The sequence below is a fragment of the Variovorax boronicumulans genome, from assembly GCF_009811375.1.
In the GTDB taxonomy this organism is placed as follows: Bacteria; Pseudomonadota; Gammaproteobacteria; order Burkholderiales; family Burkholderiaceae_C; genus Variovorax; species Variovorax boronicumulans.
Map to the genome: position 1 here is coordinate 66,179 of NZ_BKDH01000002.1, position 13,090 is coordinate 79,268.

The following is a 13,090-nucleotide window of genomic DNA, read 5'->3' on the forward strand; positions in this document are numbered from 1 at the left end:
TGCGGCCCGGGCGGGAATATAAGGTCAGGGATTCCAGTGGAGGAAGTTGCGATACAGCTGCAGCCCATGGTCCGCACTCTTCTCCGGGTGGAACTGGGTTGCAAAAATGTTATCGCGTGCGATGGCCGCGGTAAAGCATGCCCCGTAATCGGCCTCGCCCACGCTGTGCCGGGCATCCGCCGGACATGCGTAGAAGCTGTGCACGAAATAGAAGTAGCTCTGGTCGGGAATGCCCGCCCACACCGCGTGCGGCTGGGCCTGGCGCACCTGGTTCCAGCCCATCTGCGGCACCTTGAAGCGGCTGCCGTCGGGCTGCAGGCGACCGGCCAGGTCGAACTTGACGACCTCGCCGGGAATGAGCCCCAGGCCGTCGGTCGGGCCTTCGTCGCTGCGCGACAGCAGCATCTGCATGCCCACGCACACGCCGAAGAGCGGCTTGCTGGCCGCGGCTTCGAGCACCGATTCGAGCAGGCCCGAGTCGCGCAGCTCGCGCATGCAGTCGGGCATGGCGCCCTGCCCCGGCAGCACCACGCGGGTGGCCTGGCGCACCACGTCCGGGTCGGAGGTGACGAACACCTCCACGCCCACCTGGTCGGCCGCATGGCGCACGGCCTGCGACACGGAGTGCAGGTTGCCCATGCCGTAGTCGACGACCGCGACGGAATTCTTTGCTACAGATTTCATAGCTGTTCGCTGAGGGATTTCAGAGCGAACCCTTGGTCGAAGGAATGACGCCGACGGAGCGCGGATCGAGTTCCAGCGCGCCGCGCATGGCGCGCGCGAAGGCCTTGAACACGGTCTCGCACTGGTGGTGCGCGTTCACGCCCTTCAGGTTGTCGATGTGCAGCGTGACGAAGGCGTGGTTCACGAAGCCCTGGAAGAACTCGTAGGTGAGCTGGCTGTCGAAGGTGCCGATCATCCCGCTGGTGAAGGGCACGTGCATCACGAGGCCCGGGCGACCCGAGAAGTCGATGACGACACGGCTCAGCGCCTCGTCCAGCGGCACGTAGGCATGGCCGTAGCGGCGGATGCCCTTCTTGTCACCGATGGCCTTGGCCACGGCCTGGCCGAGCGTGATGCCCACGTCTTCCACGGTGTGGTGGCCGTCGATGTGCAGGTCGCCCTCGCAGTCGATGTCCAGGTCGATCAGCCCGTGGCGGGCGATCTGGTCGAGCATGTGATCGAAAAAGCCGATGCCCGTGGAGAGCTTGGCCTTGCCGGTGCCGTCGAGGTTGACGCTGACCGTGATCTTCGTCTCGGCGGTGTGACGGGTGACCGTCGCGATGCGATCGGTGCTGCCCGGGGTCGTGGGGGTTGTCATAGTGAGGCTTCGAGCGCCGCCAGCATCTGCGTGTTCTCGTCGGCCGTTCCGACGGTGAGGCGCAGGCAGTTGGCGAGCAGTTCATGCATTTTAGAAACGTTCTTCACCAGCACCCCGCGGGCCTTCATGCCCTCGAAGGTACGGGTGGCATCGGGCACGCGCAGCAGGATCATGTTGGCGTCGCTGGGCCAGGTCTTCACGCCCGGCAGCCGGGCCAGCGCGGCCATGAGCTGGTCGCGCCCTTCGCGGATCTGACGCGCCTGGGCCTCGAACACGGCCGCGTGTTCCAGCGCGAACAGCGCGGCCTCGCAGTTGAGCACGCTGATGTTGTAGGGCGGGCGCACCTTGTCGATCTCGGCGACCAGCGCGGCAGGGCCCATGAGGTAGCCCAGGCGGATGCCGGCCAGGCCGAACTTGCTCAGGGTGCGCATCAGCAGCACGTGGCGGTGGTTCGCGAGCCGGTCGATGTAGCTGCGGGCGGCGAAGGGCTGGTAGGCCTCGTCGATCACCACCAGGCCGCCCTGCGCGCCCTGGGCCTGCACGATCTTCTCGATGACGGCGTCGTCCCAGAGGTTGGCGGTCGGGTTGTTCGGGTAGGCGAGGTAGACGATGGCCGGCTTCTCGCGCGCGATGGCGGCCAGCATGGCGGCCTCGTCGAGCTCGAAATCGGCCGTGAGCGGCACGCCGACGAAGCGCAGGCCCTGCAGCTGGGCGCTCATCGCGTACATGACGAAACCGGGCACGGGCGCGAGCACGGCGGCGCCGGGCTGGTCGCAGGCGATGCCCAGCAGCGAGATCAGTTCGTCCGAGCCGTTGCCCAGCATCAGCCCGAAGCCTTCGGGCAGGCCCGCATGGGCGGCCAGCGCGCGCTGCAGGTCGGCGCCACGGTCGCCGGGGTAGCGGTTGAGCGCCAGCGCGCCCAGGCGCGCGCCCAGTTCGGCCTGCAGCGCGGGCGGCAGGCCGTAGGGGTTCTCCATCGCGTCGAGCTTGAGGAAGCCGCGCGCGTCCTGCACCGCGTAGGCATGCATGGCGCGCACGTCGGCGCGGATGCGGTCGAGCGGCAGGCGGGTATCCGAAGCGGAGGTGGAGGCGGAAGAATCGGAAACGGTCATCGGGTGCAGCGGTAGCTGTTGCGGAGGGCGCCGGCCATGACCAGTTGCACGGGCATGTCGGCTTCGTAGCTGTCGGCGTTGCGGCTCAGCTCGGTCTGGTAGAGCGAGCGGGCCATCGAGGGTTCGAGGCGGCGGCCCTCGATGCAGAACGGCGGCACCTGGCCGTTGCGCTGCGACGACTCAACGCCCTCGCGCAGGCCTTCGAGCACGCCGACGAGGTAGTAGCTTGCGTAGGCCTTGCCGTCCTTCTCGCTGGCTTCGAGCGTGCGCAGCTCGCGGATGCTCATTGCCTGCGCGCCGACGCCGATCGCACCGGCCGCCAGGGCGAGCAGCAGCGCCGGCAGGCGCGGCAACAGCAGGACGGCGGCGCGTTGCATGGCCTCGCTGGCTTACTTGCGGTAGCGCGGCGGCGGGGCGTACGCGCCGTCGGCCGGAAAGGCGCTGGGCTGCGACGGCGAGGCGTCGCGGCGGGTGCGGCGCGGTGCGTTCGGCTCTTCGAGCTCGAACAGCGCGGCGCCGATCACGCCGATGTTGCGCACATCGCCGGCCTCGGTGTTCGCGGCGTAGGCACGGCCCGGCGTGGCGAAACGGAAGGCGGCCACTTCGCTCTGGCTCTTGCGGAAGCCCTCGATGTTGAGCGTCTGCTGCGGGCGCAGCACGTAGCCGCCATTGCGCAGGCTGCCGGGCTTGCCGTTGAGCACGTCCAGGCCGTCGACGGTGGCGATCACCTCGTAGCTGCGGTCGCTGAGGTTGCGAAAGCGCAGCGTGTAGCGCGCGCCTTCGACGCCGGCGAGGCGGAACATGTCATTGCCGCTTCGACGTGCGCGCTGCAACGGCAACGGGCGGTCGTTCTCGTCGAGCACCGACCATTCGATGTCGCCCTGGGCCAGCTGCAGGTTCAGCCGGCGCTCGGGGTTGCTGCCCGCATCGCGGCGCACGCTGGCCGCGTCGTTGTAGCCGATCGAGGCCACGTCGTCGGGCTGGTCGGACAGGCGCTTGGCGGCGACGGTGCGGGTCTTCGACTCGATGCCTTCGCCCCATTGCGTGCCGAGCTGGGCCGGCGCCGGTGCGGGCTTTGCAGCACTGGACGTGGCCGCCATCGCCGTCGTCTCGGCGCGGTTCTGCGGCATCTGGGTGCAGGCGGCCAGCAAGGCGGCACCGGCAACGAGGCCGGTGGCGAAGCGGAAAAATCGCGAGCGATAGAGGCGTTGAATCATCTGGCGTGCTCCTCCCTGAAGCGGGGTTGTTGGAGCCTCAGATCTTACGCAGGCGCATGCGCGCGGCTTCGGCGTGCGCCTGCAGGCCCTCGCCTTCGGCCAGCGTGACGGCGATCGGGCCCAGCACCTGCGCGCCGGCCTCGCTCACCTCGATGAGGCTGGAGCGCTTCTGGAAGTCGTACACGCCCAGCGGGCTCGAGAAGCGCGCCGTGCCGCTCGTCGGCAGCACGTGGTTCGGGCCGGCGCAGTAATCGCCCAGGCTCTCGCTGGTGAAGTTGCCCAGGAAGATCGCGCCGGCGTGGCGCAGCAGCGGTTCCCAGCGGTGCGGTTCGCTGCTGCTGACTTCCAGGTGTTCGGGGGCGATGCGGTTGCTGATCTCGCAGGCCTCTTCCATGCTCTTCGTGTGGATCAGCGCGCCGCGGCCGTTGAGCGAGGCGGCGATGATCTCGGCGCGCGGCATGGTCGGCAGCAGGCGGTCGATCTCGGCCTGCACGCGGTCGATGTAGGCGGCGTCGGGGCACAGCAGGATGCTCTGGGCCAGCTCGTCGTGCTCGGCCTGGCTGAACAGGTCCATGGCCACCCAGTCGGGCGGCGTGGAGCCGTCGGCCAGCACCAGGATTTCGCTCGGGCCCGCGATCATGTCGATGCCCACGGTGCCGAACACGCGGCGCTTGGCGGCGGCCACGTAGGCGTTGCCGGGGCCGGTGATCTTGTCGCAGGCCGGGATGGTGGCCGTGCCGTAGGCCAGCGCGGCCACGGCCTGCGCACCGCCGACGGTGAAGCCGCGCGTGACGCCCGCCACGTAGGCGGCGGCGAGCACGAGCTGGTTCTTCTCGCCCTTCGGCGTGGGCACGACCATGATGATTTCGCCCACGCCGGCGACGTGCGCGGGAATGGCGTTCATCAGCACGCTCGACGGATACGCGGCCTTGCCGCCCGGCACATAGATGCCCACGCGGTCCAGCGGCGTCACCTTCTGGCCGAGCAGCGTACCGTCGGCGTCGCGGTAGCTCCAGCTTTCGCCCGAGGCTTTCTTCTGCGCCTCGTGGTAGCTGCGCACGCGGCGCGCGGCAGCTTCGAGCGCGTCGCGCTGCACAGCGGGGAGCGCCTCGAAGGCGGCCTTCAGTTCGGCCTGCGTGAGTTCGAGCTCGGGCAGCGTCTTCGCATCGAGCTTGTCGAAGCGGTTGGTGTACTCCAGCACCGCCTCGTCGCCGCGCTTTTGCACGTCGGCCAGGATGTCTGCCACCACCTTCTCGATCGCCGCGTCCGCGTCCGCGGACCAATGCAGCCGCGCCTTGAATTCAGCGTCGAAGCTGGCTGAGTTCGTGGACAGTCGGGCGGGGGCTGCTTGCAGAGTCATGGGTTTGAGGTTCAGGCGGAGGGAATGGCGGACGCGAAGGCGTCGATGATGCGGCGGATGGGTTCGCGCTTGAGCTTGAGCGCGGCCTGGTTGACGACCAGCCGGGCGCTGATGTCCATGATGCGCTCCACCTCGACGAGGTGGTTGGCCTTGAGCGTGTTGCCGGTCGAGACCAGGTCGACGATGGCGTCGGCCAGGCCCGTGAGCGGCGCCAGTTCCATGCTGCCGTAGAGCTTGATCAGGTCGACGTGCACGCCCTTGCTGGCGAAGAAGTCGCGCGCCAGGCCCACGTACTTGGTGGCCACGCGCAGGCGCGAGCCCTGCTTCACGGCCGAGGCGTAGTCGTAGTCGGCGCGCACGGCCACGCTGAGGCGGCAGGCCGCGATGCGCAGGTCCAGCGGCTGGTACAGGCCCTGGTTGCCGTGCTCTAGCAGCACGTCCAGGCCGGTCACGCCCAGGTCGGCGCCGCCGTACTGCACGTAGGTGGGCACGTCGGAGGCGCGCACCAGCACCACGCGCACGTCGGGGCGGGTGGTGTCGAGGATGAGCTTGCGCGATTTCTCGGGGTCTTCGGTGACCTCGATGCCGGCGGCGGCCAGCAGGGGCATCGTCTCTTCGAAGATGCGGCCTTTGGAAAGAGCCAAAGTGATCATGCGGCGGCTCCCGTCACGCGTTCAATGTCGGCACCGAGGCCGCGCAGTTTCGATTCCATGCGGTCGTAACCCCGGTCGAGGTGGTAGATGCGGTCGACCAGCGTCTCGCCCTCGGCCACAAGGCCGGCGATGACGAGGCTGGCGGAGGCGCGCAGGTCGGTGGCCATCACGGTGGCGCCCGAGAGCTGCTGCACGCCCTCGACCATCGCGACCTTGCCTTCGACGTGGATGCGCGCGCCCAGGCGCACCATCTCGTTCACGTGCATGAAGCGGTTCTCGAAGATGGTCTCGGTGACCATCGAGGCGCCGCGCGCGATCACGTTCAGGGCCATGAACTGGGCCTGCATGTCGGTCGGGAAGCCGGGGTATTCGGTGGTGCTGAAGCTTTGCGCCTTCAGGTGGTCGTACGCGGGGCCCTGCGAGCCGATGCGGATGCCGTCGGGCTCGGTCACGACGGTGCAGCCGGCGTCGCGCAGCTTGTCGATCACGGCGTCGAGGTGGTCGCCGCGCGCGTGGCGCAGGAAGGCCTCGCCGCCCGTGGCCGCCACGGCGCACAGGAAGGTGCCGGCCTCGATGCGGTCGGCCACCACGGCGTGTTCGCAGCCGTGCAGCTTCTCGACGCCCTGGATGCGGATGTGGCTGGTGCCGTGGCCTTCGATCTTCGCGCCCATGCGGATCAGCATCTCGGCCAGGTCGACGATCTCGGGCTCCTGCGCGGCGTTCTCGAGCAGCGTCTCGCCCTCGGCCAGCGCGGCGGCCATGAGGAAGTTCTCGGTGCCGGTGACGGTGACCATGTCGGTCAGGATGCGCGCGCCCTTCAGCCGCGTGCGGCCCTCGGGCAGGCGCGCGACCATGTAGCCGTGCTCGACCACGATCTCGGCGCCCATCGCCTGCAGGCCCTTGATGTGCTGGTCGACCGGCCGCGAGCCGATGGCGCAGCCGCCCGGCAGCGACACCTTGGCGTGGCCGAAGCGCGCCAGCAGCGGGCCCAGCGCCAGCACCGAGGCGCGCATGGTCTTCACGAGTTCGTAGGGGGCCTCGGGGTTGCCGAGCTCGCCGGCGTTCAGGCGCACGGTGCCGTTGTCGTCGGCCTCGGCCGTCACGCCCATGTTGCGCACCAGCTTGAGCATGGTCGACACGTCCTGCAGGCGCGGCACGTTGTGCAGCACCACGGGCTGGTCGGTCAGCAGCGCCGCGCACAGCTCGGGCAGCGCGGCGTTCTTGGCGCCGGAAATGAGCACTTCGCCGCGAAGCTCACGCCCGCCGCGAATCAGAAGTTTGTCCATGAAGGATCCAGCGAAATCAGGAGGCCCGCAGGGGCCGGAAAGTCATTTGTCCACGGCGGCCCATTCGGCCGGCGTGTAGGTCTTCATCGAGAGCGCATGCACCTCGTCGGTGTGCATTTTCGCACCGAGGGTGGCGTAGACCCGCTGGTGGCGCTGGATGGCGCGCTTGCCCTCGAATTCGGCCGAGACGATGGTCGCGTACCAATGTCGGCCGTCGCCCTCGAGCGTGATGTGCTCGCACGGCAGATGGGCAGCGATGATGGCTTGGAGTTCGTCAGCGGTCATGGGGTCTTGGAAGGCGGGTTCAGCCGCGGATTTTGTAGCCGATGCGCAGGAGGTGAACGGCAATCGCGCTCACCACCAGCCAGGCGGAACCGACGATGCCGAAGCTCAGCCAGGGCGAAGCGTCGCTCACCCCGAAGAAGCCGTAGCGGAAGCCGTCGATCATGTAGAAAAAGGGGTTCAGGTGGCTCACGCTCTGCCAGAACGGCGGCAGCGAGCCGATCGAATAGAACACGCCCGACAGGAAGGTCATGGGCATGATCAGGAAGTTCTGGAACACGGCCATCTGGTCGAACTTCTCGGCCCAGAGCCCGGCGATGAGGCCCAGCGTGCCCAGCATGGCCGAGCCCAGCAGCGCGAACACCAGGATCCACACCGGCGCCACGAAGCTCGGCACGGCGAAGAAGACGGTCACGGCGAACACGCCCACGCCCACCGCCAGCCCGCGGATCACCGAGGAGCCCACGTAGGCGAAGAACCAGCCCCAGTGCGACAGCGGCGTGAGCAGCACGAACACGAGGTTGCCCATGATCTTGCTCTGGATGATCGAGGACGAGCTGTTCGCGAACGCGTTCTGCAGCACGCTCATCATCACGAGGCCGGGAATCAGGAAAGCGGTGTAGCCCACGGTGCCGTAGACCGTCACGCGGCCTTCGAGCACATGGCCGAACACCATGAGGTACAGCAGCGCGGTGAGCACCGGCGCGCCGACGGTCTGGAAGCCGACCTTCCAGAAGCGCAGCGTTTCCTTGTAAAGCAGCGCGCGCCACCCAGTGACCGCCATCATCGCGACACCTCCAGCGGCGTCTGCTCGCCCGCCATCAGGTCGATGAACACGTCTTCCAGGTCGGCCTTGCGCATTTCCACGTCTTCCACCGCGACGCCGGCTTCGCGGATCGCGGCCAGCAGTTGTTCGACTTCATGCGCGTTCTGCGCCGGCAGCTGCACGATGCGCCCGGTGATGCGCGCGTGCTGGGCGATGGCCCAGGGCAGCATGGCGTCGGTCTTGAAGCGCAGCACATTGCTCGCGGCCGACTTCAGCAGCTCGCTGGTGCGGTCCAGGGCGATCACCTTGCCGAGCTTGAGCATCGCGATGCGGCTGCACAGCGCCTCGGCCTCTTCGAGGTAATGGGTGGTGAGCAGCACGGTGCTGCCCTGCTTGTTGAGCTTGGCGACGAACTGCCAGAGCGTCTGGCGCAATTCGACGTCGACACCGGCCGTGGGCTCGTCGAGCACGATGACCGGCGGCTTGTGCACCAGCGCCTGCGCCACCAGCACGCGGCGCTTCATGCCGCCCGAGAGCTGGCGCATGTTGGCGGTGGCCTTGTCGGCCAGGCCCAGGCTCTGCAGCAGCTCGTCGATCCAGGCCTCGTTGTTCTTGATGCCGAAGTAGCCCGACTGGATGCGCAGCGACTCGCGCACGTTGAAGAAGGGGTCGAACACCAGCTCCTGCGGCACGATGCCGAGCTGGCGCCGGGCTTCGGCGTAGTCACGCTGCACGTCGAAGCCATGCACGCTGATCGCGCCCGCCGTGGGCCGCGACAGGCCCGCCAGCATGCTGATGAGGGTGGTCTTGCCCGCGCCGTTGGGGCCGAGCAGGCCGAAGAACTCGCCCGGCTCGATCTGGAAGGAAACCTCGTCGACCGCACGCAGCCCCTGCTTGCCTTGGGCGCGTTGCTGACGGGAGGGAGGGTAGGTCTTGGAGACCGACTGGAATGAGATCGCGGGCATGGGAGCCCGCGATTTTACGGGCGATGGGTTTTTCGGCGCTGTTCAGGGGTGAACGCGGGGAGCCGGCCGCGCTAGGCATCGGCCCGGAGTTCACCCACAATCCCGCCGGTGCCGATTTTGCGCACCGCAACCGCCCATCGCGAGGAACGCCAATGAAGTGTTTGACCCGCAGCCCCCTCCCAACCGTTGCCGCCCTGCTCCTGGCGATGGTGCTGACTGCTTGCGGGGGAGGAGGTGGAGGTGGTGGAGGCGGAGGTGGCGGCATCGCCCTTGTCGGCGGCGGCGCAGGCGCTGGCGCAGGGGGCGGCACCGCCCAACCTTGCACTTCATCTGCCGGTTCGGTCCAGCTGCCAGCCCGCGATGCACTCATTGCGCGCGCCAAGTGCCTGGAGCTGGACACGCCCTACGTGCCGCCACCCGGCGATGTGCTGGAGCACAACACGTCCGGCTATGCCAAGGCCATGTGCTCGGCGGTCTTCATCACCGGACTCGATCCTGCAGTCGCCGCCGAAACCATCGGGTACTTCACGGGGCCGTACGAACAGCGCAAGAAGGTAGGGGCGCCGGTCGTCGACCGCACCAAGAAAGAGGTGCGGATCACGATGCCCAACGGCGGTCCGACGCTGGTGGCTCGCCACTTCGGATCGCAGGGCTGCATCACGCTGCCGCCCGGCAAGGACGACGTTTTCTTCACCCCCGTCAATGTCAAGAGCGCGCTGGCCGACCCCACGACCGTGCCCTGGCCCATGGGCGATGTGCTGCCGAACGACCCGCCGCCCGCCGACGTCGACATGGCCAAGGTGAACCAGGCCCTCAGCGCCGCCTTCGAAACCACGGAGGCCTACACCGCAGCCTTCGTGGTCACGCACAAGGGGCGGCTCATCGGCGAGCGCTACATGAGCGGCATCAGCGCGACAACGCCGCTCGAATCATGGTCGATGGGCAAGAGCGTCGTGGCCACGATGATGGGCGTGCTGATCAAGCAGGGCGTGTACAAGCTCGACCAGCCCGCGCCGATTCCCGAATGGCAAGGTGCCGGCGACGGCCGCCAGCAGATCCGCATGGCCGACATCCTGCGCATGTCCAGCGGGCTGCGCATCAAGGCCCCGGACGATCCGGACTTTGACCCCAACGGCACCTACCCCGATCACATCTACTACTACACGGGGCGGATCAACGCCTTCAACTACGCCGCGACCCGACCGCAGCAATGGCCACCCAACACGGTGGGCCGCTACCGCAACACCGATCCGGTGCTTGCCAACTACCTGGTCCGCCTTGCGGTCGAGAAGCGCGGCGAAGAGTACCTCTCGTTCCCGCAGCGCGCCATCTTCGACAAGATCGGCATCCGCTCCATGGTGATCGAGACCGATCCCTACGGCAACTTCCTCACGCAAGGCTACGACTTCATGCCGGCCCGCGATTGGGCCCGGCTGGCCAATCTCTACCTGCAGGACGGCGTGTGGAACGGGGAGCGCATTCTTCCCGAGGGGTTCGTCAATTTCGTGAGCACGGCCGCACCGGCCTGGGCCGCAGACCAGCGCCCCATCTACGGGGGATTCTTCTGGATCAATGGAACGGGGGCACTGGCGGCACCGACGACGGCCTACTACATGCTCGGCGCAGGGGGCCAGTTCGTGCTCGTGATTCCGTCGCACGATCTCGTCGTCGTGCGCATCGGCCACTCCAAGGGAGAACGATTCGCGACCTCGACCCTGAACAAGGCACTCACGCTGCTGACCGCAGCAGTGCCACGCACGCGCTAGGGTGCGGGGGTCAGGGTGCAGCGGGCAGAAGGCCCGCGATGCCGTACAGCGCGGCCAGCTCGCGCAGGCGCGGCGACAGGCCCTTGACTGAGAACCCCCGGCCCAGCGCGCTGGATTCGCGCCGGCACTCGAGCAGCACCGCCAGCGCGGAGGAATCGAACTGGGCCAGTGCCGTGGCGTCGACCACGGTGGACGACGAATCGGTCTGGCCCTTGAGCCCCTGCTGCAGCATGCGCATGCAGGCAGGAGCCTCGTCGTGGGTGAGTCGGGAGGGAAGGACCAGCATGGCGTGCGCCCGTCAGCCCTTGCCGTTGCCCTTGTTGCGCGCGGCCAGCGCGGCAATCAGGCCATCGATGCCGCTCTTGTTGATTTCCTGCGCGAACTGGGTGCGGTAGGTGTCGACCAGCCACACGCCCAGCACATTCAGGTTGTAGACCTTCCAGCCGGCGCCCTGCCCCGGCGTCTTTTCGAGGCGGTAGTCCAGTTGCACCGGATCGCCGCGGCCCTTCACCTCGGTACGCACGAGCACGTCGGTGTCGGTGGGCGCGCCGCGGAACGGGCGGATGGTGACGGTCTGGTCACTCACCTGGTCGAGCGCGCCGGCGTAGGTGCGCACGAGCAGGGTCTTGAACTCGTCCTGCAGGCGCTTTTGCTGCTCGGGCGTGGCCTGGCGCCAGGCCGGGCCGACGGCCGAGGCGGTCATGCGCTGGAAGTTGACGTTGGGCATGATCTTGCTGTCGACCAGCAGCATGATCTTGTTGATGTCACCGGCCTTGATCGACGAATCGGCCTTGATGGTCTCGAGCACGTCGGTCGACAGGCGCTTGACGAGCGCGTCGGGGGCTTCGTCGGCCGCGAATGCGCTCTGGTGCACGAAAGCGGTGGCGGCGCCGAACAGCAGCGCGCCGGCCAATGCCAGGCGGCCCAGGTCGCGTCGTTGCAGCAAGATCTTGTTGTTCATGGTGAGTCCCTCAGGTTGAATTGTCTTCCCTGCATGGTGCAGCCAATGGCCCCGTGCTGAGACAGGAACGGTTTCGACAGGCGTCAGGCCGACCGGGTTCCTGAAGCGGAGGTGAAGCCTTGCAACCGGATGCAAGCAGGGCCACCCCGTCCGCCCCCTTTTGCCGTCACTTGCCGGCGTTGTCGTCGTCCGGCGGGTTGCCGTCGTAAACCTGGTTGCGGCGGCGCTGCAGGAACGCATCGCGCGTGAACGAGTACTTGTCGAGCGCGGCTTCGTCGAGCAGGCGGGTGGCACCCAGGTAGCGCGAGCGGGTGTCCACGACACGCAGGCCTGCCAGCGAATTGCGCCAGGCGATGTCGTGGATGTGACCCTGCGCGTCGCCGTACATGTCGAGCGGCCGGGCGATCGTGTCGCGCAGCGTCGAGGGGCCGAGCAGCGGCAGCACGACGTACGGGCCGGCGCCCACGCCCCAGTAGCCCAGCGTCTGGCCGAAGTCTTCCTCGTGGCGCGGCAGGCGCGCCTCGGAAGCGACGTCGAGCAGGCCGCCCAAGCCGAAGAAGGTGTTGACGTTCAGCCGCATGAAGGTCTCGGCGCTGTTCTGCAGCTTGAGCTGGGCCACGTTGTTGGCCAGGCTCCAGATGTCACCGAGGTTGCTGAAGAAGTTGGTCACGCCCTGGCGCACCAGCGAGGGCACCACGTTCTGGTAGGCAGTGGCCACGGGCTCCAGCACGGCCTCGTCGACGGTGTCGTTGAAGCGCGTCATGCCGCGGTTGTACGGCTCGAAGGGGTCGGTCGGGCTTGCGCCGGATCCGGTGGCGCATCCGGCCACGAGGGCGAAACCGACGGTGGCGGTGGCCCAACGGGCGGAGCTAGCTACACTTTTAATAGCAGTCGACGAAAAAAGTCGTGTGGTCATTTCTTGTTGGCTGTTCCCGGCGCCGTATTCCCCTCGGCGGCCTTGCTGTACAGGAACTGGCTGATCAGGTTCTCCAGCACCACGGCCGATTGGGTCGCGGTGATGGTGTCGCCGGCTTGCAGGTTCTTTTCCTCGGCGCCCGCCTCGATGCCGATGTACTGCTCGCCGAGCAGGCCACTGGTCAGGATCTTGAGCGAGCTGTCCTTGGGAAAACTGTAACGGTTTTGCAGCGCCAGCGTCACATCGGCCTGAAAGGCCTTGTCGTTGAACGCGATGGATTCCACACGACCGACCACCACGCCAGCGCTCTTGACCGCGGTCTGGGGCTTGAGCCCGCCGATGTTGTCGAAACGCGCGGTGACCGTGTAGGTCTTCTGGAAGTTCAGGCTCAGCAGGTTGGCCGACTGCAGCGCCAGGAACAGCAATGCGGCGCCGCCGATCAGCACGAACAGGCCGACCCAGATGTCGTTGGTGGAACGTTGCAT

16 protein-coding genes are annotated in these 13,090 nt (G+C 67.6%); 1 reads left to right on the forward strand and 15 read right to left on the reverse strand.

Translation table 11 applies throughout. The features are described 5' to 3' along the window. Positions 1–24: 24 nt before the first annotated feature. Genes hisH through VHAB30_RS20270 form a run of 11 tightly spaced genes read right to left on the reverse strand, consistent with a single transcriptional unit; the run spans position 25 to position 8,962 of the window. Positions 25–684 (reverse strand): imidazole glycerol phosphate synthase subunit HisH, encoded by a 660-nt coding sequence (gene hisH, locus VHAB30_RS20220; protein WP_062471685.1) that lies wholly within the window; start codon positions 682–684, stop codon positions 25–27. A 19-nt stretch (positions 685–703) separates the two neighbouring features. After that, on the reverse strand, positions 704–1,321 hold the full coding sequence (gene hisB, locus VHAB30_RS20225; protein WP_062471688.1) for an imidazoleglycerol-phosphate dehydratase HisB: 618 nt from the start codon (positions 1,319–1,321) through the stop codon (positions 704–706). Continuing rightward, on the reverse strand, positions 1,318–2,433 hold the full coding sequence (gene hisC / locus VHAB30_RS20230; RefSeq protein ID WP_159278426.1) for a histidinol-phosphate transaminase: 1,116 nt from the start codon (positions 2,431–2,433) through the stop codon (positions 1,318–1,320). The genes hisB and hisC overlap by 4 nt, the downstream gene beginning before the upstream one ends. Beyond that, the gene (locus VHAB30_RS20235; protein WP_159278427.1) at positions 2,430–2,810 is read right to left on the reverse strand and encodes a hypothetical protein; all 381 of its coding nucleotides are present in this window, start codon (positions 2,808–2,810) and stop codon (positions 2,430–2,432) included. The genes hisC and VHAB30_RS20235 overlap by 4 nt, the downstream gene beginning before the upstream one ends. A gap of 12 nt (positions 2,811–2,822) precedes the next feature. Then, on the reverse strand, positions 2,823–3,650 hold the full coding sequence (locus VHAB30_RS20240; RefSeq protein ID WP_095949881.1) for a hypothetical protein: 828 nt from the start codon (positions 3,648–3,650) through the stop codon (positions 2,823–2,825). A 37-nt stretch (positions 3,651–3,687) separates the two neighbouring features. Beyond that, on the reverse strand, positions 3,688–5,010 hold the full coding sequence (hisD, locus tag VHAB30_RS20245; protein WP_095949880.1) for a histidinol dehydrogenase: 1,323 nt from the start codon (positions 5,008–5,010) through the stop codon (positions 3,688–3,690). A gap of 11 nt (positions 5,011–5,021) precedes the next feature. After that, positions 5,022–5,663 carry an ATP phosphoribosyltransferase gene (gene hisG, locus VHAB30_RS20250; RefSeq protein WP_062471702.1) on the reverse strand — a complete coding sequence of 214 codons (642 nt, stop codon included), beginning with the start codon at positions 5,661–5,663 and terminating at the stop codon, positions 5,022–5,024. Further along, entirely contained in the window at positions 5,660–6,949 is a 1,290-nt protein-coding gene (gene murA / locus VHAB30_RS20255) for a UDP-N-acetylglucosamine 1-carboxyvinyltransferase (protein ID WP_062471705.1), read from the reverse strand. Before murA ends, hisG begins: the two co-directional genes overlap by 4 nt. Before the next feature lie 42 nt (positions 6,950–6,991). Next, entirely contained in the window at positions 6,992–7,234 is a 243-nt protein-coding gene (locus VHAB30_RS20260) for a BolA family protein (RefSeq protein WP_062471708.1), read from the reverse strand. 19 nt (positions 7,235–7,253) lie between these two features. Beyond that, positions 7,254–8,018: an ABC transporter permease gene (locus VHAB30_RS20265; protein WP_070059933.1), complete on the reverse strand. Its 765-nt coding sequence runs from the start codon at positions 8,016–8,018 to the stop codon at positions 7,254–7,256. After that, complete coding sequence (locus tag VHAB30_RS20270; protein ID WP_070059934.1) at positions 8,015–8,962, reverse strand: ABC transporter ATP-binding protein; 948 nt, start codon at positions 8,960–8,962, stop codon at positions 8,015–8,017. The genes VHAB30_RS20265 and VHAB30_RS20270 overlap by 4 nt, the downstream gene beginning before the upstream one ends. 407 nt (positions 8,963–9,369) lie before the next feature. On the opposite strand from VHAB30_RS20270, the gene VHAB30_RS20275 reads away from it, so the two are divergent. Further along, positions 9,370–10,728 (forward strand): serine hydrolase domain-containing protein, encoded by a 1,359-nt coding sequence (locus VHAB30_RS20275; RefSeq protein WP_235926870.1) that lies wholly within the window; start codon positions 9,370–9,372, stop codon positions 10,726–10,728. Between the two features lie 10 nt (positions 10,729–10,738). Here VHAB30_RS20275 and VHAB30_RS20280 read toward each other — a convergent pair whose 3' ends face one another. The 4 genes from VHAB30_RS20280 to mlaD all read right to left on the reverse strand — a co-directional run bounded on the left by VHAB30_RS20280 (position 10,739) and on the right by mlaD (position 13,090). Then, positions 10,739–11,014, reverse strand: coding sequence for an STAS domain-containing protein (locus VHAB30_RS20280; protein ID WP_062471718.1), 276 nt, complete (start codon positions 11,012–11,014; stop codon positions 10,739–10,741). A 12-nt stretch (positions 11,015–11,026) separates the two neighbouring features. Then, entirely contained in the window at positions 11,027–11,689 is a 663-nt protein-coding gene (locus VHAB30_RS20285) for an MlaC/ttg2D family ABC transporter substrate-binding protein (RefSeq protein WP_062471721.1), read from the reverse strand. Between the two features lie 166 nt (positions 11,690–11,855). Beyond that, complete coding sequence (locus VHAB30_RS20290) at positions 11,856–12,605, reverse strand: MlaA family lipoprotein (protein WP_070059937.1); 750 nt, start codon at positions 12,603–12,605, stop codon at positions 11,856–11,858. Beyond that, positions 12,602–13,090 carry an outer membrane lipid asymmetry maintenance protein MlaD gene (mlaD, locus tag VHAB30_RS20295; RefSeq protein ID WP_062471729.1) on the reverse strand — a complete coding sequence of 163 codons (489 nt, stop codon included), beginning with the start codon at positions 13,088–13,090 and terminating at the stop codon, positions 12,602–12,604. The genes VHAB30_RS20290 and mlaD overlap by 4 nt, the downstream gene beginning before the upstream one ends.

Coding starts and splice junctions, on each gene's coding strand:
- mlaD (WP_062471729.1), bottom strand. CDS start 13,090: ATGCAACGTTCCACCAACGACATCTGGGTCGGCCTGTTCGTGCTGATC.
- hisG (WP_062471702.1), bottom strand. CDS start 5,663: ATGATCACTTTGGCTCTTTCCAAAGGCCGCATCTTCGAAGAGACGATG.
- VHAB30_RS20265 (WP_070059933.1), bottom strand. CDS start 8,018: ATGATGGCGGTCACTGGGTGGCGCGCGCTGCTTTACAAGGAAACGCTG.
- VHAB30_RS20285 (WP_062471721.1), bottom strand. CDS start 11,689: ATGAACAACAAGATCTTGCTGCAACGACGCGACCTGGGCCGCCTGGCA.
- VHAB30_RS20240 (WP_095949881.1), bottom strand. CDS start 3,650: ATGATTCAACGCCTCTATCGCTCGCGATTTTTCCGCTTCGCCACCGGC.
- murA (WP_062471705.1), bottom strand. CDS start 6,949: ATGGACAAACTTCTGATTCGCGGCGGGCGTGAGCTTCGCGGCGAAGTG.
- hisC (WP_159278426.1), bottom strand. CDS start 2,433: ATGACCGTTTCCGATTCTTCCGCCTCCACCTCCGCTTCGGATACCCGC.
- VHAB30_RS20270 (WP_070059934.1), bottom strand. CDS start 8,962: ATGCCCGCGATCTCATTCCAGTCGGTCTCCAAGACCTACCCTCCCTCC.
- VHAB30_RS20260 (WP_062471708.1), bottom strand. CDS start 7,234: ATGACCGCTGACGAACTCCAAGCCATCATCGCTGCCCATCTGCCGTGC.
- hisD (WP_095949880.1), bottom strand. CDS start 5,010: ATGACTCTGCAAGCAGCCCCCGCCCGACTGTCCACGAACTCAGCCAGC.
- VHAB30_RS20290 (WP_070059937.1), bottom strand. CDS start 12,605: ATGACCACACGACTTTTTTCGTCGACTGCTATTAAAAGTGTAGCTAGC.
- hisB (WP_062471688.1), bottom strand. CDS start 1,321: ATGACAACCCCCACGACCCCGGGCAGCACCGATCGCATCGCGACGGTC.
- VHAB30_RS20235 (WP_159278427.1), bottom strand. CDS start 2,810: ATGCAACGCGCCGCCGTCCTGCTGTTGCCGCGCCTGCCGGCGCTGCTG.
- VHAB30_RS20280 (WP_062471718.1), bottom strand. CDS start 11,014: ATGCTGGTCCTTCCCTCCCGACTCACCCACGACGAGGCTCCTGCCTGC.
- hisH (WP_062471685.1), bottom strand. CDS start 684: ATGAAATCTGTAGCAAAGAATTCCGTCGCGGTCGTCGACTACGGCATG.